This window comes from Sphingomonas sp. HF-S4, from assembly GCF_032911445.1.
GTDB classification, from domain to species: Bacteria; Pseudomonadota; Alphaproteobacteria; order Sphingomonadales; family Sphingomonadaceae; genus Sphingomonas; species Sphingomonas agrestis.
Genome location: NZ_JAWJEJ010000001.1, coordinates 2346552 through 2367187 on the forward strand (window position 1 = coordinate 2346552; position 20636 = coordinate 2367187).

23 protein-coding genes are annotated in these 20636 nt (G+C 66.9%); 9 read left to right on the forward strand and 14 right to left on the reverse strand.

Annotated elements, in window-relative coordinates:
- Positions 1 to 207: 207 nt before the first annotated feature.
- The 3 genes from RZN05_RS10470 to RZN05_RS10480 form a co-directional block, all read right to left on the reverse strand.
- Positions 208 to 525: a hypothetical protein gene (locus RZN05_RS10470; protein ID WP_317226559.1), complete on the reverse strand. Its 318-nt coding sequence runs from the start codon at positions 523 to 525 to the stop codon at positions 208 to 210.
- Between the two features lie 122 nt (positions 526 to 647).
- Positions 648 to 1049 carry a hypothetical protein gene (locus RZN05_RS10475; protein WP_317226560.1) on the reverse strand — a complete coding sequence of 134 codons (402 nt, stop codon included), beginning with the start codon at positions 1047 to 1049 and terminating at the stop codon, positions 648 to 650.
- 177 nt (positions 1050 to 1226) lie between these two features.
- The gene (locus tag RZN05_RS10480) at positions 1227 to 2084 is read right to left on the reverse strand and encodes a flagellin (RefSeq protein ID WP_317226561.1); all 858 of its coding nucleotides are present in this window, start codon (positions 2082 to 2084) and stop codon (positions 1227 to 1229) included.
- Positions 2085 to 2783: 699 nt separating this feature from the next.
- Here RZN05_RS10480 and RZN05_RS10485 point away from each other — a divergent pair.
- A complete protein-coding gene (locus RZN05_RS10485; protein ID WP_317226562.1) occupies positions 2784 to 3518 on the forward strand; it encodes a Crp/Fnr family transcriptional regulator in 735 nt (244 codons plus the stop codon).
- 221 nt (positions 3519 to 3739) lie between these two features.
- Here RZN05_RS10485 and flgH read toward each other — a convergent pair whose 3' ends face one another.
- The 4 genes from flgH to RZN05_RS10505 are packed head-to-tail and all read right to left on the reverse strand — an operon-like array spanning position 3740 to position 6534.
- The gene (gene flgH / locus RZN05_RS10490) at positions 3740 to 4498 is read right to left on the reverse strand and encodes a flagellar basal body L-ring protein FlgH (protein WP_317226563.1); all 759 of its coding nucleotides are present in this window, start codon (positions 4496 to 4498) and stop codon (positions 3740 to 3742) included.
- 59 nt (positions 4499 to 4557) lie between these two features.
- Positions 4558 to 4992 carry a flagellar basal body P-ring formation chaperone FlgA gene (flgA, locus tag RZN05_RS10495; RefSeq protein WP_317226564.1) on the reverse strand — a complete coding sequence of 145 codons (435 nt, stop codon included), beginning with the start codon at positions 4990 to 4992 and terminating at the stop codon, positions 4558 to 4560.
- Positions 4992 to 5774 (reverse strand): flagellar basal-body rod protein FlgG, encoded by a 783-nt coding sequence (gene flgG / locus RZN05_RS10500; protein WP_317226565.1) that lies wholly within the window; start codon positions 5772 to 5774, stop codon positions 4992 to 4994. The genes flgA and flgG overlap by 1 nt, the downstream gene beginning before the upstream one ends.
- Before the next feature lie 19 nt (positions 5775 to 5793).
- On the reverse strand, positions 5794 to 6534 hold the full coding sequence (locus RZN05_RS10505; RefSeq protein WP_317226566.1) for a flagellar hook-basal body complex protein: 741 nt from the start codon (positions 6532 to 6534) through the stop codon (positions 5794 to 5796).
- A 116-nt stretch (positions 6535 to 6650) separates the two neighbouring features.
- Here RZN05_RS10505 and RZN05_RS10510 point away from each other — a divergent pair, with 116 nt between their 5' ends.
- The 4 genes from RZN05_RS10510 to RZN05_RS10525 are packed head-to-tail and all read left to right on the forward strand — an operon-like array spanning position 6651 to position 9164.
- On the forward strand, positions 6651 to 7205 hold the full coding sequence (locus RZN05_RS10510) for a flagellar basal body-associated FliL family protein (protein WP_317226567.1): 555 nt from the start codon (positions 6651 to 6653) through the stop codon (positions 7203 to 7205).
- Complete coding sequence (fliM, locus tag RZN05_RS10515; RefSeq protein WP_317226568.1) at positions 7202 to 8227, forward strand: flagellar motor switch protein FliM; 1026 nt, start codon at positions 7202 to 7204, stop codon at positions 8225 to 8227. The genes RZN05_RS10510 and fliM overlap by 4 nt, the downstream gene beginning before the upstream one ends.
- Entirely contained in the window at positions 8224 to 8598 is a 375-nt protein-coding gene (locus RZN05_RS10520) for a DUF6468 domain-containing protein (RefSeq protein WP_317226569.1), read from the forward strand. Before fliM ends, RZN05_RS10520 begins: the two co-directional genes overlap by 4 nt.
- Positions 8598 to 9164 (forward strand): magnesium transporter MgtE N-terminal domain-containing protein, encoded by a 567-nt coding sequence (locus tag RZN05_RS10525; RefSeq protein WP_317226570.1) that lies wholly within the window; start codon positions 8598 to 8600, stop codon positions 9162 to 9164. Before RZN05_RS10520 ends, RZN05_RS10525 begins: the two co-directional genes overlap by 1 nt.
- 72 nt (positions 9165 to 9236) lie before the next feature.
- Here RZN05_RS10525 and RZN05_RS10530 read toward each other — a convergent pair whose 3' ends face one another.
- A complete protein-coding gene (locus RZN05_RS10530; RefSeq protein ID WP_317226571.1) occupies positions 9237 to 10271 on the reverse strand; it encodes a glycoside hydrolase family 43 protein in 1035 nt (344 codons plus the stop codon).
- A gap of 47 nt (positions 10272 to 10318) precedes the next feature.
- Complete coding sequence (locus RZN05_RS10535) at positions 10319 to 11203, reverse strand: alpha/beta hydrolase (RefSeq protein WP_317227603.1); 885 nt, start codon at positions 11201 to 11203, stop codon at positions 10319 to 10321.
- A gap of 420 nt (positions 11204 to 11623) precedes the next feature.
- Between RZN05_RS10535 and RZN05_RS10540 the strand changes: the two genes are divergently transcribed.
- Positions 11624 to 12103 (forward strand): SRPBCC domain-containing protein, encoded by a 480-nt coding sequence (locus RZN05_RS10540; RefSeq protein ID WP_317226572.1) that lies wholly within the window; start codon positions 11624 to 11626, stop codon positions 12101 to 12103.
- Positions 12100 to 12414 (forward strand): ArsR/SmtB family transcription factor, encoded by a 315-nt coding sequence (locus RZN05_RS20665; RefSeq protein WP_394804772.1) that lies wholly within the window; start codon positions 12100 to 12102, stop codon positions 12412 to 12414. The genes RZN05_RS10540 and RZN05_RS20665 overlap by 4 nt, the downstream gene beginning before the upstream one ends.
- A gap of 391 nt (positions 12415 to 12805) precedes the next feature.
- Here the strand turns inward: RZN05_RS20665 and RZN05_RS10545 are convergent, their stop codons facing one another.
- Positions 12806 to 13222: a hypothetical protein gene (locus RZN05_RS10545; protein ID WP_317226573.1), complete on the reverse strand. Its 417-nt coding sequence runs from the start codon at positions 13220 to 13222 to the stop codon at positions 12806 to 12808.
- A 78-nt stretch (positions 13223 to 13300) separates the two neighbouring features.
- Here RZN05_RS10545 and RZN05_RS10550 point away from each other — a divergent pair, with 78 nt between their 5' ends.
- Together RZN05_RS10550 and RZN05_RS10555 are read left to right on the forward strand one after the other, a co-directional pair.
- On the forward strand, positions 13301 to 13555 hold the full coding sequence (locus tag RZN05_RS10550) for a hypothetical protein (RefSeq protein WP_317226574.1): 255 nt from the start codon (positions 13301 to 13303) through the stop codon (positions 13553 to 13555).
- On the forward strand, positions 13555 to 15369 hold the full coding sequence (locus RZN05_RS10555) for a hypothetical protein (protein WP_317226575.1): 1815 nt from the start codon (positions 13555 to 13557) through the stop codon (positions 15367 to 15369). The genes RZN05_RS10550 and RZN05_RS10555 overlap by 1 nt, the downstream gene beginning before the upstream one ends.
- 74 nt (positions 15370 to 15443) lie before the next feature.
- Here RZN05_RS10555 and RZN05_RS10560 read toward each other — a convergent pair whose 3' ends face one another.
- The 4 genes from RZN05_RS10560 to RZN05_RS10575 all read right to left on the reverse strand — a co-directional run bounded on the left by RZN05_RS10560 (position 15444) and on the right by RZN05_RS10575 (position 20565).
- Entirely contained in the window at positions 15444 to 16352 is a 909-nt protein-coding gene (locus RZN05_RS10560) for a flagellin (protein ID WP_317226576.1), read from the reverse strand.
- 11 nt (positions 16353 to 16363) lie between these two features.
- Positions 16364 to 18460: a flagellar hook-associated protein FlgK gene (locus tag RZN05_RS10565; RefSeq protein ID WP_317226577.1), complete on the reverse strand. Its 2097-nt coding sequence runs from the start codon at positions 18458 to 18460 to the stop codon at positions 16364 to 16366.
- A 26-nt stretch (positions 18461 to 18486) separates the two neighbouring features.
- Complete coding sequence (locus tag RZN05_RS10570) at positions 18487 to 19788, reverse strand: flagellar hook protein FlgE (protein ID WP_317226578.1); 1302 nt, start codon at positions 19786 to 19788, stop codon at positions 18487 to 18489.
- A 324-nt stretch (positions 19789 to 20112) separates the two neighbouring features.
- Positions 20113 to 20565 carry a tRNA (cytidine(34)-2'-O)-methyltransferase gene (locus tag RZN05_RS10575; protein ID WP_317226579.1) on the reverse strand — a complete coding sequence of 151 codons (453 nt, stop codon included), beginning with the start codon at positions 20563 to 20565 and terminating at the stop codon, positions 20113 to 20115.
- Positions 20566 to 20636: the final 71 nt, after the last annotated feature.

Sequence of the window (20636 nt, forward strand, 5' to 3'; positions counted from 1 at the left end):
AGCCGCCCCCGGCACCCGCGCTTGCTATAATGTAATCAGAGAGACGGGTGGGCGTTCCGATCCCCTCTACGACCCATTCGTCTCTTCCCCTTTTTCGACCGCTTCCCTCGCGATCGCAAACGACAAGGGCCAGGCTGGCTTCCACCAGTCTGGCCCTTGTTTGTTGCGCCCCCGCGCAAAGCTCGAGAAAAGGAAAGCGTGTGCCGCTCAGCCGTTGGCAGCCGGCATCATCGCGGGAAAGGGAAGCTGGATCAGCTCCGCCGAATGCAGCGGCGAAACCTGGAAATCGTCGAGCCCGCAGCCCGGGATCGCGGCGGGCGCGGTGAGCATCGCGATGCAGTCGGCGATCGAGGGATCCTCGCGCGGCCCGATCGTGTCGAGCACGTCGGCCAGCGTCATGCCGGGCGCCTGGAGCGCCTTCTCGGCCGCCGCGTTCCACAGCGCACGGGCATCCTCGACATTGAGCGTCAGCGTCACGGTGAACGCGTTGCCGGGGGTGCTGCTGCCGAGATCGCGATACGCCATTCGAAAGACCCTCTTACTATCGACCCTGTGGCCGCCCAATGCCCCGCAACTGTCGGGGCGGTTAGTCCGGGGATGCCCCGATACGTACATCTACCGGTGTCAATTACGCCGGCGTGACGCGCTCAATGGACGCGCGCCTCGGCGCGGCGCGCCAGTTCGCGGGCATGCGCGGTGACCAGGCACAATTCGGCATAGAGCCGGTCCCAGAACGGCGCGGGAATCTCGAGCCTGGCGTCGCCGCCCTGGCTGAGCTCGATCGCGGCGCACGGCTCGATCGCCAGCACGAAGCGCGTACGGAACATGCCGTCGACATGCTCGTCGGGCAGCCCGTGCGACACCGCGAGGCGCGCCGACATGATGTATCCGGCCAGCACGTCGGTCCCGTAGCCGTCGAGCAGGATGCGCGGTCGTCCGCTCACGTCCGGCCGCTCGAGCACGACGAGCGCGCCCGAGGGATGCTCCTCGACGCTCACGCGCAGCTTGCCGCCAAAGGCGTCGGTGATCTCTCGGATACGTGGGAACAACGCAGCATCTCCTTGCCATCATTATAGATGGGTCAACCATCGCGACGGCGGAAATGCGTGGATTCATTGCGCCAGGCGCAATCGTCGCGCGCGCGAAACGCACAAAAAAAGAGGCCGGGACGTTTCCGTCCCGGCCTCCCTCTGTCGTCAGGTAAGCTTCCAGGGAAAAGCTTGACCTTAACGGAACAGCGACGTGATGCTCTGCGGCGCCTGGTTGGCGATCGAGAGAGCCTGCACACCGAGCTGCTGCTTGACCTGCAGGGCCTGCAGACGCGCAGACTCCTTGGCGAGATCGGCGTCGACGAGGTTGCCGATGCCGCCCTCGATCACGTCCGACAGCTTGCCCGTGAAGGTCGACTGTGCGTCGATCTTGCGCGAGGCAGCGCCGAGCGTGCTCAGGCTGGTCTTCAGGTTGTCCTGGGTCGTGCTCAGCGTGTCGATCATCGCCTGGGCCGAAGCCTGGCTGCTGATGTTGCCGCTGGCCGAAACAGTCACAACCGAACCACCAAGGTCGAGACCCTGGTTAGCAACGCTGAGCGAGTCCGGGTTCCAGGTCGTTGCCGACGAGGTGTCCGAATCCTTCAGCGACTGAAGCGCCGTGACGTTGCCGCCCGAAGCCTTCAGCAGGTTGGTGCCGTTGAAGTCCGACGAGTTGACGATCGTGGTGATCTGATCGCGCAGAGCCACGAAGTCGTTGTTCAGCGCGGTGCGCGTAGCCGAGTCGATGCCGGCGTCAGCAGACTGATAGGCCTTCGCCTTCATCTGGTTGACGACGTCCGAGATCTGCTCCGCACCCGCAACTGCGACGTCGGTCACGCTCTTGGCGCGGCTCAGCGACGAGGAAACGGCCTTGAGGCCGCCCATGTCGCCGCGAAGGCCCTGAGCGATCGTGAACGAAGCCGAGTCATCCTTGGTCGACGACACGTTCAGGCCGGTGTTGATGCGGCTCTGAACCTGCGCCATACCCTTGTTGGTCTCGGAGAGGCTCTGAAGAGCCGCCATCGCGCCGGTGTTGGTGTTGACAGAGAAACCCATGATACTTTCCTTCTTGGACTAGAGCCGCTTCTGCAGCCCGGATCGGAAGCGCCGATCCGCGACCTGGCGCCTTCGCGCCCTGCAGGATCATTTTGGGAAGATTTCGGGGAGGACCAAAATTGATCCGCAAATTTAAATGGTTCGCAATCGGTTAACCGGGAGCCAGGTGTGGCGGCGGTGCGAGCGGCATCTTGTCTTCCCTCGCCCCTGCAAGGGGGAGAGGGTTGCGCAGACTTAGTCTCTGCGAAGCAGAGGCTTAGTCGAAGCTGGGTGAGGGGGTGCGGCTGCGCAGCATCCGCGCGGCGCTTCGCGCCGCTCTACCCCGCTTCAAGCTACGCTAGCGAGCAAGCTCGCAAGCTTCGCTATCCTCTCCCCTATCGAGGGTTATCGACACCCCCGGAAACCCCCGCCACCTCCCGGCATGATACGTAGTCTTACGTAAATCTCTCGAAACCGCGATTGCAGTATTGGCAAATGCCGGGATCAACACGGGTTTTGGCGCCAGTATCGCGCGCCCTTCCGATCTCGACTTCCCAATTCCGGCAGAATGCGCTTGATGAATACTGCAATCCCTGCGCGATCCAACGCCATCCCTTCCAGGAATCGGCACATCTCCATTGTCGGATACGATCCCTCCGGCGCACGACGGGTATTGCCACTTGCCGGCGGACAGCGCCGCGCGTCGAGCGAGACGCCGCAATGATCGCCGGCATATCGACTCGCCTGGGCCCGGCAGACGCCGCGCTGCGCCGCCTGCGCGCGCTCGGCGATCTCGACGCCGCGGCGATCGCCGCGATCGAGGCCGCGAGCACCCGGTCGCGCTGCCTGGCACCGCACGAGGAGATCCTTTCCGAGCGCGAACGTATCTCCGGCGCCACGCTGCTGCTCGAAGGCTGGGCCATGCAGGTACGCGTGCTCGCCGACGGCAGGCGCCAGATCCTCGACTTCCTCCTGCCCGGCGACCTGATCGGCCATTGCCATCAGGAGGCTCCGGTCGCCTCGTCGACCGTCATCACCCTCACCCGCGCGCGCATCTGCCCGGCGCCGGACCCGATGGTCTCGCCGACGCTCGACCACGCCTATCGCATGAGCCTCGCGCTCGACGAGGCGCATTACCTGCGCCAGATCACCCGGCTCGGGCGGATGAACGCGCACGAACGCACGCTCGACCTGTTCCTCGAGCTCTACGACCGCCTCGCGCTCGCCGGCCTCGCCACCGACGGCAGCTTCGCGATGCCAGCCACCCAGGAAGTGCTCGCCGACCTTCTCGGACTGACCTCGGTGCACATCAACCGCGTGATCCAGCAGATGCGCAAGCTCGGCGAGATCGGCTGGTCGCGCGGCCATCTCGAGCTCCACGATCTCGCCGCGCAGCGCGACCTGCTCGGCTGGCACCCCGTCCACGTCTCCAGCCGCTGGCCGCGGCGAGATTAGGCGTCCAGCACAGACTCCCCTCCCTGAAAGGGAGGGGTTGGGGGTGGGTGCGAGCGAAGCGAGCCCAACGAGCTGCAAGGAATGAAGAAAAGGCCGGGCATCGCGCCCGACCTTTTCTAAACCCACCCCTTGCCCCTCCCTTTCAGGGAGAGGAATCCACAGCAAAGGGCCCGCCCGATATCTCGGACGGGCCCCCTCCCCCTACCCCCAAGCCGCTCCCATCAGAACGGGAACAGCGCGTCGTAGATCTGCTGGCCCCAGCGCGCCTGCTGCGCGTCGGTGAGCTGGCCCTTGCCGCCATAGATCACGCGTGCCTCGGCGATCTGCGAGTGGCTGATCGAATTGTCGCGCGAGATGTCCTCGGGGCGGATGATGCCGGTGACGATCAGCTCGCGCATCTCGAAGTTCACCCGCACTTCCTGCTTGCCGCGGATCATCAGATTGCCGTTGGGCAGCACCTGGGTGACGATGGCGGCCATCGTCATGTTGATCGTCTCGGAACGCGCAGTGGTGCCGCCGCCGGCATATTTCGAGCCCGAATTGGTCTCGAGTGCGGCATTGGCGTTGCCGCCGAGCAGCTTGGCGACCGGCGCAATGCCGAGCAGCCCGCCGACGCCGCCATTCTCGCTGCCGCCGCGGGTACGCGACGTGTTGTTGCCGATATCGGCCTTGTCCTGGATGTTGATCTTGATCGTCAGGATGTCGCCGGTCTTGCCTGCGCGCTGGTCGCGGAAGAAAGCGCCGGCGCCGGTGCGGAACAGCGACGCGGTCTGCGCGGGGGCCGGGGCCTGCGCCACGGCGTGCGTCGGCCGTGCTCCGCTGCGGTCCGAAGGCATCGCCAGCGACGATTCGACTTCGGGCGATTCGATCGGATCGATGCCCGAGAGCTTGGGCGCCTTGCCGATCTGCGACAGCCGGCCAGCCGCGCCGCAGCCCGACAAGGTGGCGCCAAGCGCCGCGAGAATAATGATCTTGCGCATGTTAATACTCCCCTGATGCGCCGGCGGGGCAAGCCGCCCGGGCGCGAGTAAGACGATGGTTACGGTGCCGAGACGCGGACGCTGCCCGAGCCGTCGATGATTGCGTCGAGCGTGCGGTTGGTGCTGTTCGTCACCACCCGCACCATCTCGCCCTGCCCGCCGCCATTGAGCGCGCGGCCCGCCGCGGTGATCGAAAGCGCGCCCGAGACGATGCGGATCGTCACCGGCTCGCCGCGCTTCACGAGCTGGGGCTTCATCACGTCCGAACGGCGGACGATATTGCCTGCGGTCAAGTTGCGTGCGGCTTCCATGCCGGAGGCGTCCTGGGCCGAGAGCGCACCACGCGCCGCAGCGGGGGACCGCGCCTCGCTGTCGAAGTCGCCGGCTTCGAGCCGCGTGCCCTTCTCGACCGCGCGGGCGAGGACGGCCACCTGCACGTCCTCGACCGTCGTCGGGCCGGCGCCGAGCAGCGCCAATGCGAGCAGCACGCCCATCAGCGCATCTGGCTCGTGGTGGACAGCATCTCATCGGCGGTCTTCACCACCCGGCTGTTCATTTCATATGCCCGCTGCGCCGTGATCAGCGCGGTGATTTCGGCGACGGCGTTGACATTCGACGCTTCGACGAACCCCTGGCTCAGCGTGCCGAAGCCCGGCTCGCCCGGCGCGGCGACGGTCGCCTGGCCCGACGCTGCGGTCTCGAGGAAGAGGTTGTCGCCCTTCGCTTCGAGGCCGGCATCGTTCATGAAGGTCGCGAGCTCAAGCTGGCCGACGGTCTGCGGCTGCGGATCCCCCGCGGTGATCACCTGGACCTCGCCGGTCTTGGAGATCGTCACGTCGGTAGTGTTCGCAGGAATGGTGATCCCCGGCTGCACCGGGAATCCGTCCTGCGTCACCAGCTCTCCCTGGTCCGAGATGCCGAAATTGCCGTCGCGGGTATAGGCAGTGTCGCCCGAGGGCAGCGTGATCTGGAAGTATCCGCGCCCGGTGATCGCCACGTCGTAGCGATTGTCGGTCTGCTGGAGCGCGCCCTGCTGCTGGATGCGATAGACGCCGCCGGTCTTGACGCCCGAGCCGATCTGGATGCCCGAGGGCGCCTTGGTGTCGGGGCCGGTCGCGCCGCCGGGACGCTCGATATTCTCGTAGAGCAGGTCCTGGAACGCGGCGCGCTGGCGCTTGAACCCGGTCGTGTTCATGTTGGCGATGTTGTTCGAGATGACATCGACATTGGTCTGCTGCGCGAGCATGCCGGTCGAGGCGATGGAGAGCGAACGCATTTAGTCTATCCTTTCTAAATCAGCCGACGCGGCCGAGCCGGTCGATCGCCTTCTTGCGAAGGTCGGACATGCTTTCGTTGAGGTTCATGCTGGTCTGGTAGGCCCGCAGGATCTCGACCATGTCGGTGGTCTCGGTGATCGCGTTGACGTTCGATCCCTCGACCCCGCCGGTCTTGAGGCTGGTCTCGGCGGCGGTGAGCTCGCGCCCGCCGGTGCCGTTGAACATCCCGTCGCCGCGCGGATCCATGTTCTTTTCGTCGAACACGGTAACGGCGATCCGGCCGAGCGGGCCATCGACGCCCATCACGCTGCCATCCGGAGAAATGCTTAGGCGCCCGGCGCTCTCGGGCGGCACCGTGATCGGCTGGCCGCCCTCGCCCAGGATCTTCTGGCCGCCCGCCGTGACGAGCTCGCCGCTTTGCGCGATCTTGATATAACCGGCGCGCGTATACGCGGTGCCGCCGCCCGGCGCCTCGACGCTCAGATAGCCCGGCCCCTCGATCATCACGTCGAGCGGGTTCTCGGTGACCTGGAAGCCGCCCGACGAAGCGTCGTGCACCGCGCCGTAATCGAGCACGAACGACGTCTTCTTCGCGTCGGGCGTGACCGTCGTCTCGCCCTGCTTTACGAACTCGCGGAACACCGGCGCCTCGCGCTTGAAGCCTACCGTATTCATGTTGGCGAGGTTGTTCGCCGCAACATCGAGCCGGCGCCGCAGCGCCTGTTCCTGGCTCAGCAATACATAAGACGAGACGTCCAAGGGACCATCCTTCAGAAATTTGTCGCTAGGCAGAAATTGCCGGGTGACCATCCTATAATAGAGGCAAATCAGCCGGCGCGGTTGCCGGAGCGTTGATTTCGAAAGGTGCCAGGGAAATGTCGTCACCCGAGATCGTCGAGGAAGGTGCAGAGGGCGCAAAGCCCGCCGCGCCCAAGTCGAAGAAGAAGCTCATTATTATAGGAGCGGCTGCCGGCGTGCTGCTGCTCGGTGGCGGCGGCGGCGCTGCGGTGATGCTCTCGGGCGGGTCGGCCAAGGCCGAGACCGCGGCCGAAGGCGGCCATGGCGAAGCGCCTGCGGCCGAGGCTGAAGCCGAAGGCGGTGACGGCGGCGGCGAAGGCGCATCCAAGGAAGCATTCGTCGACGTGCCTCCGATGGTAGTGAACCTGCGCTCGCCCGACGGCGCCGCACGCTACCTCAAGATTCACTTCATGATCGTCCCCGGCGCCAAGGCGACCACCGAGAGCCTCAAGGAAAAGCTCCCGCTGATCCTCGACGCCTACCAGCCCTTCCTGCGCGAGCTGCGCCCCGAGGATCTCGCCGGCTCGGCCGCGGTGTTCCGCATCAAGGAAGAGATGCTGGTGCGCGCCACCGAAGTGACCGGCGCGGGCAGCGTCAAGGACATCCTCATCCAGGATCTCGTGCAGCAATGATCGATCTCGACGATTTCGACCTCCCCGAGCCGCCGGTCGCCGCGATGGGCGCCGATGGCGACGTGCGCTTCGACCAGTCGGACATCGACGCGCTGTTCGGCGATCTCGGCGGCCCGGTCGAGAAGAAGAAGGGCCTGCGCGCGGTCATCGAATCCAAGGTCATCAGCCACGAGCGTCTGCCGATGCTCGAAGTGGTCTGCGACCGCGTGGTCCGCACCTTTGCCAGCTCGATGCGCAACCTCACCTCGGACGGCGTCGACGTCAGCCTCGAGGAAGTGACCTCGATCCGCTTCGGCGAGTTCATGAACCGCGTGATGCTCCCGGCGATGGTCGGGGTGTTCAAGGTCCAGGAGTGGGAGAGCTTCGGCCTCGTCACCGTCGAATCGAGCCTGATCTATTCGGTGGTCGACGCGCTGCTCGGCGGCCGCGGCGGCGGCGCCCCGGTGATGATCGACGGCCGCGCCTTCACCACGATCGAGACCAACCTGGTCTCGCGGATGCTCGAGCTCGCGCTCACCGACTTCGCCACTGCGTTCGAGCCGATCGAGCCGATCAACATCGATCTCGAGCGCATCGAGAGCAATCCGCGCTTCGCCGCGATCGCGGGCACGTCGAACATCTGCGCGATCGCCACCTTCCGCGTCGACATGGACGGCCGCGGCGGCAAGTTCACGTTGGTCTTCCCCTATGCGACGCTCGAGCCCGTCCGCCACAAGCTGCTCCAGCGCTTCATGGGCGAGAAGAGCGGCCGCGACGGCGTCTGGGAGGCGCACATGGCGTCCGAGATCCGCAAGACCAATGTCGATGTGAACGTCGTCCTCGGCGAGAAGCCGATGGCGATCGCCGAGCTGAAGGCGCTCCAGGTCGGCCAGACCATCGCGCTCCACAAGAGCCCGGACGATCCGCTCGACCTCGCCTCGGGCGGCGTCACGCTCGCCCAGGCCCAGATCGGCCAGCGCCGCGGCAAGGTCGCCGTGCGCCTGGTCAACGATGTCTCCTCCAAGGGAAAGATGAACGCATGAGCTTCGCGATTCTCGCCAATGTGCTGACGATGATCTTCTGCATGGCCGTGCTCGTGCAGAGCGTCCGGATGATGCGCAGCCTGCGTACCGTCAAGGACGGCGCCCTCACCGAAACCGTCGCCGCGCTCGAAAAGGCGACCACCGGCGCGCGCGCCGTGCTTTCGGAAATGAAGGCCACTTTGGTCACCGATTGCGCCCAGAACGCCCGTGTCGTCGAGCAGGCCCGTGGCCTTCGCGACGAGCTGTCGGACATGATCGGCATCGCCGACGCCGCCTGCGAGCGCGTCGTCAACGTCGTCAGCCTTGCCAATGCCGTGCGCTCGTCCGATGCCTCGCACGAGGAATCCGAAGCCGAGCGCGAGCTCGCCTGATGGCCCGCCCTTCCCTCCTCCTGCTGACTGCCGCGATCTCGGCGCTCGCCGTCGTCGCCAACGCCGCGACGATCGCGACCGACGCGGCGCAGAGCAGCGCGTCCAAGACCCGGCTCGGCAGCTCGATCGAGCAGGACCTCGCCGAGCGCGACGCTGCCGCCGCGCGCCGCAAGCGCGGCCTCGACCTGCGCGAGCAGGCGACCAAGGCCGCCCAGACCCGGCTCGAAGCCGACCTCGCCGCACGCCAGAAGCAGGCCGAGGCCGCCGCCGCGCCGGGTGCCGCCGGCGCCGGCCCGGCCGAGGAAGCCGGCGCGCAGTTCGACGAGCTCGCCCGCATCTACCAGGCGATGAAGCCCAAGGCCGCCGCGGTGGTCTTCGAGCAGCTCGACATGGAAGTGCAGATGAAGGTCGCCCAGCGCATGCGCGAACGCTCGACCGCGATGATCATGGCCGCGATGACTCCCAAGGGCGCCGCGAACCTGAGCATGGCGCTGGCGCGGAAATCGGCGCGGATGGCGGCGGTGGCGCCGCCACAGCCGGCAGCGGCGAAGCGCCAGGGGCGCTGAGCCTGGACCGCCTCGAAAGTCGAAAGGCCGCGGAGCGATCCGCGGCCTTCCTTTTTCACAGCCTTCCGCTGCTCAGTTCGCGTCGTTCGATCGCGGTCGCGCGGCGGACACCCCGGCCTCGGTCTGGACGACCGGCTTCATCGTCCCGTCCTTGTTGTACGTAAGGTGCTCGACCGTGACCGCGCGGCGGCCGATCGCCCCGCTCAGGTCGCCGATCGCGAGCGCCGCATTGTGCAGGAAGAGATACCAGTTTCCCTTGAACTCGGCGATGCCGGGATGGATCGTGAAGCTGTACTTGCCCGATCCCGTCAGCTCGCCGCGATAGGTCCACGGGCCGCGGATCGAAGGCGCCGTGGCGTACGATATTTTCTCGTCGCGATGGGTCGACCGGTCCAGCGACGCATAGGTCAGGTAATATAGCGCGCCGCGCCGGTGCAGCCAGGGACCTTCCTCGAAATGCGGCGGCGTGATCTCGGTGATCGGGCCATCGATCTCGATCATGTTGGGCTTGAGCTTGGCGATGTAGCATTGGCGGTTGCCCCAGGCGATCCAGGTCGTTCCGTCCCGGTCGGTGAACACCGTGGGGTCGATATCCTCCCAGCTGTGCGTGCCCTTGGGCGTCATTTCGTTGGTGATCAGCGCCGAGCCCTTCGCATCGACGAACGGGCCGGTAGGCGTGTCGGAGACCGCGACGGCGATCGCCTTGCCGGGGTGCGTCTTGTCGTGCTCGACCGCTGCGTAGAACCAGAACTTGCCGTTCTTCTCGATGACCTGCGACGCCCACGCGTCTTTCGCGGCCCATTTGAAGTCGGCGACCTTCATGATCGCGCCGTGATCGGTCCAGCGCTTCATGTCGGTCGTCGAATAGACCAGCCACTCGCGCATGTTGAACATCTCGTCGCGCTGCGCTTCGTCGTGCCCGACATAGAGATACAGCCGATCGCCCACCACGAGGGGTGCCGGGTCGGCAGTGAACTTGTCCCGCACGATCGGATTGGCCCCCGGCGCACCCGAGCCGGCTCCCGGTGCGGTCTGCCCGCTGGCCGAGCTCGTCGAGGCCAGTACGGCCAGCGCCACCGCCGCCAGCATTGCTCGCCTAACGCCCACTTCGATCCCCTCTTTTCACGATGCCTGCACGGAGGACGCGGCCCATCCTACTTTGCGGGCTTCAGCATGCCGTGCATGCCGATCCAGCGGACGAAGGCGTCGAACCAGCCGGTGCTGGTCGTTTCCTTCTGGTACATGCCGAAGCCGTGCCCGCCTTGCTCGAACAAGTGGAATTCGGCCGGCCGCCCCGCCGCGCGCCAATTGTCGATCAGCCCGATCCCACCCTTCGCGAAGAAGGGGTCGTCCGCGGCGAGCGCGGCGAACAGGGGCGGCGCGTCGGCCGGTACGGTCACTGCGCCGAGCGGGCCATAGATGTCGCCGATAAACGCGGGCTTGGCGTCTTCGCCCGCCAGCGCAGTGGCAAGCGTGAGCATGCCCCCCGCCGAAAAGCCGACCATGCCGATGCGATCGCGATCGACATGCCATTCCGCGGCCCGGCGGCGGATCAGCGCAAAGGCGGCACGCGCGTCCGCGATCTGCGGCGCGAGGTTCTTCATGGCTTCCTGCGGCTCCATGCGCGGTGGACGCGCCGCACCCGAGAACATCTCCTGCATCGAACGCTCGAACCCGGGCATGTCGGCAGGGGTCGGATTGAGCCGGTATTTGAGCACGAAGGCGGCTACGCCCTTCGCCGCCAACGCCCGCGCGACATCCCAGCCCTCGTTCTCCATCGACAGGGTCCTGAAACCGCCGCCTGGCGCGACCACCACGGCGGCGCCGGTCGCGCGCTTGGGGTCCGGCAGGAAAGGCGTAAGCGTGGCGACGGTAACGTTGCGCGCGAAGACGCTGCCATATTGACGATGCCACGCCTCCTGCGCCGTCGCGCCCGGCAAGGGCCCGGTGTCCAACGGGATCGCATCGGGCTGCGCCGGCACCGCGATCGGCGTCATCTTGTCGTTTTGCGCATAGGCGCCGGGAATGGCAATGCACATCGCCGCCGCGAGTGCCGTGCCGGCCGTCGCCCGAAACGACAACACGCCTGCCAGAAGGATCGTCCTTTGCACAGCTGCTCTCCCAGATTACGCCGGGGCTGCCATCGCGCCCCGGTCAAGTTAGCGCTACCATAACGCGGTTGCGCGAAGGTGTTCAAGCCACTTGTCGAAGCAGCGCCTGAGAGGCCTGCAGCTAGCGAACCCGTTCCCGCTAATACTGACTTAGTTGGGCAGTCGAGAGCGCCCGCCGTCTGCGAGGTGCAATCGATCCGGGCACCGTCCCCTCCTATTAAAACGATCCGCCGCCTCCTGGCCCAAAATCCAACTCAACGCGGCCGGCGATACTGAAGCATAGACTTGACTAATCCAGCTTCTTATCGCATACAGAAGTGGTAACTTCAGTGTTTTGGGAGAGAGATTTTGAACGATCCTGCTGTAACGCACGCCACGTTCGTCCTTGAGCGTAGCTTCAAAGCCAAACCATCAACGGTGTTCGCTGCACTGTCTGATCCCGCCATCAAGCGGGGCTGGTACGCCGAGAGCGACACGCATGAGGTGATCCAGTTCGACAGCGACTGTCGCCCTGGTGGCGCCGACAATTTGCACTACCGTTTTGGCGAGGGTACGCCCTTCCCCGGCGCGATCCTCGCTAATAATGGTGCGTATCAAGATGTTGTGCCCGATGAACGTATTGTTTCGACCAGTACGATGACACTCGGCGGTCGAGCGATCTCGGTCTCGTTGACGACGTTCGAACTTGTACCGACAGAATTGGGGACCGACCTTATCTGTACGAATCAGGTAGCATTTTTTGCGGGATCTGACGGTCCCGTGATACGCGAGGAGGGTTGGCGCATTCAGTTCGACAATCTTCGCAAGGCGATCGAAAGCCAGGCATGAGCGCAGGAGTTGATGGGCTATTCCACGCACTCGGCGATCCAACACGGCGCGCAATAGTCGATCACCTGACTACGGGCCCGCTGTCCGTGTCGAGCTTGTCGGAACCGCTCGGGATAACCCTCACCGCCGTTTCGCAACATCTGCGGGTGTTGGAACAGTGCGGAGTGGTCGCGACCGAAAAGCTCGGTCGCGTGCGTGTGGCAAGGCTCGTGCCGGACGGGCTTGTCCCGCTGGAAGCGTGGGCGCGACAGCGGCGTTCGACGCTAGAGCGGCAGCTTGATCGTTTAAGCAAACTGCTCGAGGAGCACTAACGACCGTTGCCGTCATCTGGAGCCAGGCAGCTATCCCGCCTCAGGCTCCAGAAAGCCGACGATCCGCTAACCACCCAAGACTCGACATCCGCTGATCCGGACCCCTGATGCGCGGTGCGGGCCAGCGCACCCGCGCATGAGTCTCGGCAAATCGCTGGCAATGTGGGATTTGTTCTGCTGGTGTTCCGCCATGCGGTTTCACCTCGATCCCAAGCAACGCCTTGCCTGTGGGGCCACGCGGCCGCGTAGCGGCAGGCGTTTCGAGTCAAGCGTCAAGCAGCCGCCTGCATTATCGCCAGCAAAGGTGGAATATGCGGATTTCCAGCAGCCAACCCAATGGTTGGCACGGGCAGGAAACCCGCCACCGAGTCAACTTCGTCAACCGCGCGCGTCAATTGTGCGCGGCGGCGACCTCGACGATCAGCACGCGCGAGATGCCGGGATCGGCGGCCTTGATCGCGGCATTCATGTCGTGATCGAGCCGCTCGGCGTCGATCGCGCGCAGTCCCGAGGCGTTGAGCCGCGCGAACTCCAGCGCCGCGGCGACCGTGGTCTCGCGCAGCTCGGGCATTTCGGCGGTGGCCTTGGCGGCGGTCTCGGCATCGTGCGCCTCGAGCACCAGCTTGAAGCGCATGTTGCCCGCAACGCGGTCGGCCTCGATGATCGGGACGATGACTTCGTCCATCGGCACGAGGTTGAGCCCGCCCGCGCCGGCGCCACCGCCGCCGCCGGACGCATGCGCGCCGCCGCTGCCCGGAACGGGCACGAGCGCTGTGGCCAGCGCCAGCGCAGCAAGCAAATTACGCACGTCAAAACTCCTCGGCCGGGCGGTCATGTCACCGTCCATGCCTCTATAATAGGATGAAATCAGTTAAAGGTGCTGTCAGTGAGTCACGATCAACGCCCGGGCCGGATGCGCGTCGTCGCGGATCCCACCGCAGCCGACCGCCGTAGCGGCAACGCGACCACGATCGACGGCAGCGCCGAGACGGTCGCCACGGGCACCGCGCTCGCGACCGCCGGCGGCGCGGCATCGGCGGCCGGCAAGGGCCTGCCGCTGCTTCCCGTCGCCTTGTTCCTGCTCGCCTGCGCCGCGGGCGGCGCGCTGGTCGCGGTGATCCGCCCGCTGGGGCTAGGCTGATGCGCAGCGCGCTCATCGCCCTGCTCGCCGGTGCCGCCACGGTCACCCCGCACGCCGCGCCTTATGCTGCCGAGCACGGCCCCGCGCCTGCCGCCGGCGCGCCGGCCGTCACGCCCGAAAGGCCCGAGACCGGCGCCGCCAGCATCGCCGGCGCGTCGCTCGCCCCTTTCGCGGCCGAGCTCGCGCAGATGCCGATGATCACCAACGCCACCGGATGGCACGGCGCCACCGGCGAGGCCGGCTGGGCATTGCTCGCCGGCTCGCGCCCCGAGACCCGCCAGCGCAACCGCTGGACCTATGCGCTCGGGCTGATCGGCGAAGGGCGCGGCGCCGATGCGCTCGGCGTGCTCGACGTGATGCAGTCGAGCGACCGCGATCTCGGCCTCGTCGCGCCCTTCCTTCTCGCCCGCGGCGTCGCGCTCACCTTGGTCCAGCGCGATGCGGAAGCCGTCGAGGCGCTCTCGTTCCAGGAACTCGCCGCCAATCCCGAGGCCTGCGCGTGGCGGATGCGCGCGCTCGCGCATGCCGGCGACGCGCAGTCGGCGATCCGCCAGGTCAATTGCGCGCTCCCGGCGATCAACGGCCGCTCCCCGCACGATCGTGCACCGTTCGTGCTCGCCGCAGCCGGCGCCGCGATCGACGCGGGCCAGCCCCAGCCCGCGCTCGCCTGGCTCAAGCTGTTCAACGATCAGGATCCGCAGGCCAATGTGCTGCGCGGCCGCGCGATGGTCGCCACCGGCGATCCGCAGGGCGGCAAGCTCCGCCTCGATCGCGCCGCATTGAGCGGCGGCGACGAGATCAAGGCACAGGCGCGGCTCGGCACGATCGAGGCCGGGCTCGCCACGCACAGCCTTTCCCCAACCGAAGCCGCCAAGCAGCTCGACGCGCTGCGCTTCGGCTGGCGCGGTGGCGCGATCGAGCAGCGCGTGCTCGAGATCCAGCTCCGCCTCGCCAACGAGGCGCACGACCTGCGCGGCCAGCTCCGTGCCGGCGCCGCGCTGATCCGCTACTTCAAGCTCGGCAGCAAGGTCCCGCCGATGCTCGCCGAGCTCCAGGCGCAGCTCGCCGCGGCGCTCGCGCCCGACAGCGGCGTGCCGCTGCCCGAGGCCGCGGGCCTCTATTGGGACTATCGCGAGCTCGCCCCGGCCGGCGCCGAGGGGGACGCGCTGGTGTTGCGCCTCGCCGGCCGGCTCCAGGACGCGTCGCTCTATGCCCGCGCCGCCGAGCTGCTCCAGTACCAGCTCACCAAGCGCGCGCAGGACGTCGCGCAGGGCCCGCTCTCGGTCAAGGTGGCGATGCTCCACATCCTTGCCGGCCGGCCCGACCGTGCGCTCGACGCGATCCGCACCACCGAGCAGCCGAGCTATTCGGATGCGATGCGACAGGACCGCAAGCGCGTCGAGGCCGTCGCGCTCTATCGGCTCGGCAAGACCGATGCCGCCGCCGCCGCGCTCGACGGGCTGTCCGATGCGCCGGCGATCCGCGCCGAGATGCGCTGGCAGAGCAAGGACTGGGGCAACTTCGTCACCGCCAACGCCCTGCCCGCGCCCAAGGCCGGCTTCAGTGAACCCGCCCAGACCGCCGTGCTCCGCCAGGCAGTCGCCTATGCGATGCTCGGTCGCGAGGACCAGCTCGCGGCGCTGCGCGCGCGCTACACGCCCGCGTTCAAGGGCCTGGCCAGCGCCTCGGCGTTCGACGTGCTGACGCGGAAAGTCGGCAGCATCGATCCCGCCGCGATCGGCGCCGCGATGACCTCAATCCCGCAGGCGAGCCCCGCAGGCGCCACCGGCGACCTGCTCGACGCGGCCTCCTGAGGCGGCCTACCAACGAAAAAGGGGCCCGTCGCACATCGCGACGGGCCCCTTCTTTCTGTCCGGACGCGGCAGCGTCAGCGGATATAGTTGACCAGGCTGAGGTCGCTCAGCTGCGAGAACACCGAGTAGCTCGCCTGGAGCATCGTCTTCTGCTGGGCGAGGTCGAGCGCGACCTGGCCGAGATCGGCATCCTCGTTGGTCTCGATCACGGCCTCGAGCAGCAGCGAGCGCTGCTCACCGCGGGTGGTCAGCGTCTCGACCTGGTTCTGCTTGCGGCCATTGTCGGCATTGACGGCCCGCAGGCTGTCGATCCCGACGCCGAGTTCCCCCACGGCCTTCTTGAGCGCGTCCATCTGCGCGTCGGTCGGCTTGGCGCCGATCGTCCCGGCCTGGGCCAGCGTCTGGAACGCCGCGTACAGATCCTTGCCCACGGCGCTGGCGGTGATGCCATAGGTCACGTCGACACCGTCGGCGACGCGGGCGCTCGAGCGGATGCCGTCGTCCTTGAACGCGTCGGCCGCGGTGGTCGAGGCGACCTGCGCGAGCGTGTCTGGCGTGAACGGATTGCTGCCCGTCTGCGATCCGGCGAACAGCGGCCCGCCGCCCTCGCTGGCATTGAGCGACGTGCGATACTGGCTGAACGCGGTCTCGATCGCTTCCTGAAGACCGGCGGCATCGCCGGTGCCGATCGCATTGAGGATGTCGGTCTTGAGATCGCCGACAGCCTTGTCGACGCCCTCGAGATGGCCCTGATAGAGCGACAGCGTGGTGCCGACGCGCTTGGCGACGGTCGATTGCGCGTCCTGGCGCGCAAGCAGGCTGTGCGCCGAGAGGTTGCGCACCGTCTCGGTGCCGAGCGACGCGAAGTCCGACGCCTTCTTGCCGGTGGCGAGGCGCTGCTGGGTGATCGCCAGCGCTTCCTGCGAGCGCTGGATCGCGCTGGACATGGTGCGCTGGAGCGGGATGGTGGCTACGCGAGTCATTCTGGTTCCGATCAGACCATGTTGAGCAGGGTGTCGTACATTTCCGACGCGGTGGAGATCACGCGCGCGGCGGCGGAATAGCTGTTCTGCAGCACCACCATCTGCGCGAGTTCCTCGTCGATATTGACGCCCGAGAAGCTGTCGCGGCGGTTGACCGCGTCGTCGCGGCGCGCCGAAGCGTCGAGCAGGTTGCCCTTCGCCTGGCTCGCCTCGAGCCCGGTACGGCCGAGCAGCAGGCTCGAGAAGCGCTCGATCGTCGTCGTGCCGTCCTTGCCGAGATCGAGCGACCCGGCGAGCTTGTTGACGAAGTCGGTCGCGCCGCGGGTGTCGCCGGCACCAAGCGCCTTGGCGCCGACGGCCGCATTGTCCTGGAAGCGCGCGAGCGGCAGCTTGGCCGGGCTGGCGAGCACGTCAGGGCGGACCTGCGCATTGCCGAGCCCGCTCGACGTGCCGGTGAGGCCAAGCAGTGCCGAAAAGCCGCGGCCGGTGCCGAAGCGGTCGGTCGAATCCGACGGGATCGAGAGCGTCGCACCCGAAAGCGAGGCGGTCGGCTCGAAACGCATCCGGCCGCGATCGTCGAGGCTGAACGCGCCGAAATCGCCGAGCGGGCTCGCATTGAGCTGGGTGACGAGATCGCCGACCGTCCCGCCCGCCGCTGGCGTCAGCGTATAGTTGGTCAGCGCGCGCCCGGTGGCGTCGCGCAGCACGATCTGGGTGGTTTCGCCCGCAGCGAATCCGTGGGGGTCGCCGGCGGCGAGACCCGAGGGGACCAGCGTGCTCGAATCGCTGCGGACGAAATCGTTGAGCCCGAAATATTGCGAGACGCCGACGCCGCCGCGCGCGCTCGGATTGGTTTCGTTCTGCGCGACCACCACGCCGTTGCCGGCGCCATTGGCCTTGATGCTGAGCTTGCCGTCGGTGAAGGTCGCGGTGCCCGCACCGCCCAGCCCCGCATTGATCGCGGCGACCATGTCGTTGACCGTCGCGCCAGCAGGCATCGTGTCGAAGTTCACGCTCGTCTTGGCGACCAACGTGCCGTCGGCCTTGGTCACTGCGAAGGTCGCGGCACCGGTGAAGCCCAGCCGATCGCCGCCGACCAGGCCGGTCTGGCGCCCGTCGAGGCTCGCGGGCGGCGGCACGGTGCTGCCCGCGTTGGAGACCGCGTTCAGCGCCTCGGACAGGCCCGAGAACAGCACGCCCATCTGCTCGCTGAATGCGGGCAGCGCGCGGTCGCGCAGGTCGAGCAACCCGCCGAGCTTGCCGCCGACCGCAGCCGAATCGAGCTTCTCGCCGGTCGCCGCACCCATCGCGCCGCTGTCTTCGGCGAAGCGGATCTCGATCGTAGGATAGACGGGCTGCGACGTGCCCAGCCCCGCATTGGGATAATTGAGTTGACGCAGCTTCTTGTCGAGCAGCGTCGCGCCATTGGCAGTCTCGATCGAGACGCGACCGTCGGGCTGGTCGCGCACGTTGACCGAGATGAGGCTGCTCAGTTCCTCGATCGCGGTCATCCGCTGGTCGGCGGCGCCGCCGACATTGCGGCCCTGCCCGGTCGCCGAGGCGACGGTGGTGTTGAGATCGTGGATGCGCTTGAGCAGGCTGTTGATCTTGTCGACCGAATAGCCGACCTCGGATTCGACGTCGCCGCGCAGCCCGTCGACGTCGCTCGTCAGCTGCTGCATCGAATCGATCGCGTCCTGCACGTCGGCCGTGAACACCGCGACAGTCTGCGCCGAGCTCTGCGAGCCGGTCATCGCGACCGCCGACGAGGTGATCGCGTCGAGCCGCGCCGGCAGGCCAGAGGCCGCGCCGGGCTGGCCGAGCAGCGACTGGAGCCGGTCGAGATAGCCCGCCGTGACGTCCGCGCGGCCATAGTCGCCCGCGCGGCGGTAGACATTGGCTTCGAGGAAGCGGTCGGCGACGCGGCTGGGCTCGCCCACCTTGACGCCGCTGACCTGGCCCGAGACCACGCCGGTGCTGAGGTTGACGCGCTCGCGCGCATACCCCGACACGCCGACATTGGCGATGTTGTTCGACACCGACTTGAGTCCGGCCTGGGCTGCTGCCAGGCCGGAAACCGCCGATCCGAGGATGTTGTTGAGCGACATCGCCTAAGGTCTCGGGATTTGGAGGATTAACGCTTCAGGTCGCTCACTTCGCGCAGCATGTCGTCGACCGTGGTGATGATCTTCGACGAGGCGCTGTATGCCCGCTGGAAGCGGATCATGTTGGTGAACTCGCCCGCCAGGTCGACGGTCGAGGCTTCGAGCGAGTTGGCCGAGATCGACCCCGCGCCGAGCTGGCCCGGCGCGTTGAGCGTCATGCCGCCCGAGGCGCGGCTGATCGTATAGGCATTGCCCGACAGGCGGGTGAGGCCGTCCGGGTTCTGGAAGGTCGCAATTGGCAGCTGGAACACCGCGCGGGTCGAACCGTCCGAGAAGATTGCGTTGACGACGCCCTGCTTGTCGATTTCGACCGACGAGAGGTTGCCGAGCATGCCGCCATCGACGTTCGACGAGATCAGCGAGCTCTCGGTGCCGAACTGGGTGATGCCGTCGATGCCGTCGTCGCTGCCGATTGCCAGCGTGATCGGAACCGAGCCGGCATTGTTGGTCCAGGTGACGTTGAGCGGGGTGAACAGCGCGGCGCTCGAGCCGGCGCGGTCGAGGCTGCCATCCGGGTTGAACTTGATCGTGCCGCTGGCGAGCACACCGCCGGTGGCGGTCACGTCGCTGGCCGGGTTCGAATAGACTTCGCTCTGCCAAGTATTCGCACCGGTCTTGATGAAGCCCATCGTCACGCGGTGCGTGCCGCCCTGCGAGTCCGACACGTCGAAAGAGCGGGTGAACTGCGGCGTCACGGTGCCGGCCGCCATGTCACCGGCGGTGTACGCGCCGGCATAGTTGGCGGTCGACGACTGCAGGTTCATGCGTGCCTGGATGCGCGTGGTCGGCGATGCGGTGCCGATCAGGTCGCTGACGCGCACCGGCTCGAGCGCTTCGACGCTGCCGGTGTTGGTGTATTCGCCGGTGGCGCCCAGGCGCCAGCCATAGAGATAGAGGCCAGCCGGATTGCGCAGGAAGCCTTCTTCGTCCGGGCGGAATGCGCCGGCGCGGGTATAGGCGACGTCGCCGGACGAATCCGACGTGGCGCGCGTCACGAAGAAGCCGCCGCCGTCGATCGCGAGATCGGTGCTGCTGCCCGAAGCCTGAAGCAGGCCCTGCTTGGAAATCGTCGAGACCGGCGCTGCGGAAACGCCGCCCGCCGAATAGTTGCTCTTGGCACGGCCGTCGGTGACCATGGTGCGGAACTGGGCTTCGACGCCCTTGTAGCCGACGGTGTTGATGTTGGTGATGTTGTCGGCGACGGTCGCCATTGCGCTCGCTTGGGCGCTGAGGCCGGACACGCCGGCATAGAGAGCGGAATAGAGGCTCAAGTCATTACTCCTGACGACGCCCACGGATCGATCGCGCGAGCTACAGGGGTATTTTAGGAAGGATTTCGGGGGGCAGGCTTCGGACGGGCGAAAATGCGCATTCGGATTCTACCGACCGTCGCCCGGGTGCCGCAGGCTTCCGCTTCAACGCCCCTCCCTGCTTGCAGGGAGGGGCTGGGGATGGGTGCGCGCGTCTGCGCGCTCAAAAGACACTCATCGAACAGCTGGGCAAAACAGCCCCGTGCGAGGCATCGAGCCTCGCCCGAAGCTAAACCCACCCCCTGCCCCTCCCTTTCAGGGAGGGGAGGCCGAACGCGATCCCCCTCAACCCGGCAACGTCGCGGTCTGGCGCAGCGCTTCGCCGAGCGCGAGCGCCGCTGATGTCGCAAGGTTCATCGATCGCACCTGCGGCCGCATCGGAATGCGCACGCGGGCGTCGCAGGCCTGGGCGATCGTCGCCGGAACGCCCGCGCTTTCCTTTCCGAAGAACAGCACGTCGCCGGGCTGGAAGACGAAATCATAGGCGGACCCGCTGCCCTTGGTAGTGAACAGCACCAGCCGCCGCGAGCCGATACTGGCCTTGAACGCGTCGAAGCCGGCATGCCGGGCGATCTCGACATGATCGATATAGTCCATCGCCGTGCGGCGAACCCGGCGATCGTCCCAGGCGAACCCCATAGGCTCGATCAGGTCCACCGCCGCCCCGAGGCAGGCGCCGAGCCGCAGAACTGCGCCGACATTCCCGGCGATTTCGGGTTCGTAAAGGGCGATACGCATCGGGCCTGATTGGTGCGCGCGCGCCTGGCATGCAAGCCAGCATATCGTATGCGCGTGCCGGCGGTCAGCGC

Excerpts from the sequence above, each read along its gene's own strand:
- RZN05_RS10470 (WP_317226559.1), bottom strand. The coding sequence starts at position 525 with ATGGCGTATCGCGATCTCGGCAGCAGCACCCCCGGCAACGCGTTCACC.
- RZN05_RS10480 (WP_317226561.1), bottom strand. The coding sequence starts at position 2,084 with ATGGGTTTCTCTGTCAACACCAACACCGGCGCGATGGCGGCTCTTCAG.
- RZN05_RS10485 (WP_317226562.1), top strand. The coding sequence starts at position 2,784 with ATGATCGCCGGCATATCGACTCGCCTGGGCCCGGCAGACGCCGCGCTG.
- flgH (WP_317226563.1), bottom strand. The coding sequence starts at position 4,498 with ATGCGCAAGATCATTATTCTCGCGGCGCTTGGCGCCACCTTGTCGGGC.
- flgA (WP_317226564.1), bottom strand. The coding sequence starts at position 4,992 with ATGGGCGTGCTGCTCGCATTGGCGCTGCTCGGCGCCGGCCCGACGACG.
- flgG (WP_317226565.1), bottom strand. The coding sequence starts at position 5,774 with ATGCGTTCGCTCTCCATCGCCTCGACCGGCATGCTCGCGCAGCAGACC.
- RZN05_RS10510 (WP_317226567.1), top strand. The coding sequence starts at position 6,651 with ATGTCGTCACCCGAGATCGTCGAGGAAGGTGCAGAGGGCGCAAAGCCC.
- fliM (WP_317226568.1), top strand. The coding sequence starts at position 7,202 with ATGATCGATCTCGACGATTTCGACCTCCCCGAGCCGCCGGTCGCCGCG.
- RZN05_RS10520 (WP_317226569.1), top strand. The coding sequence starts at position 8,224 with ATGAGCTTCGCGATTCTCGCCAATGTGCTGACGATGATCTTCTGCATG.
- RZN05_RS10525 (WP_317226570.1), top strand. The coding sequence starts at position 8,598 with ATGGCCCGCCCTTCCCTCCTCCTGCTGACTGCCGCGATCTCGGCGCTC.
- RZN05_RS10535 (WP_317227603.1), bottom strand. The coding sequence starts at position 11,203 with ATGTGCATTGCCATTCCCGGCGCCTATGCGCAAAACGACAAGATGACG.
- RZN05_RS20665 (WP_394804772.1), top strand. The coding sequence starts at position 12,100 with ATGAGCGCAGGAGTTGATGGGCTATTCCACGCACTCGGCGATCCAACA.
- RZN05_RS10555 (WP_317226575.1), top strand. The coding sequence starts at position 13,555 with ATGCGCAGCGCGCTCATCGCCCTGCTCGCCGGTGCCGCCACGGTCACC.
- RZN05_RS10560 (WP_317226576.1), bottom strand. The coding sequence starts at position 16,352 with ATGACTCGCGTAGCCACCATCCCGCTCCAGCGCACCATGTCCAGCGCG.
- RZN05_RS10565 (WP_317226577.1), bottom strand. The coding sequence starts at position 18,460 with ATGTCGCTCAACAACATCCTCGGATCGGCGGTTTCCGGCCTGGCAGCA.
- RZN05_RS10575 (WP_317226579.1), bottom strand. The coding sequence starts at position 20,565 with ATGCGTATCGCCCTTTACGAACCCGAAATCGCCGGGAATGTCGGCGCA.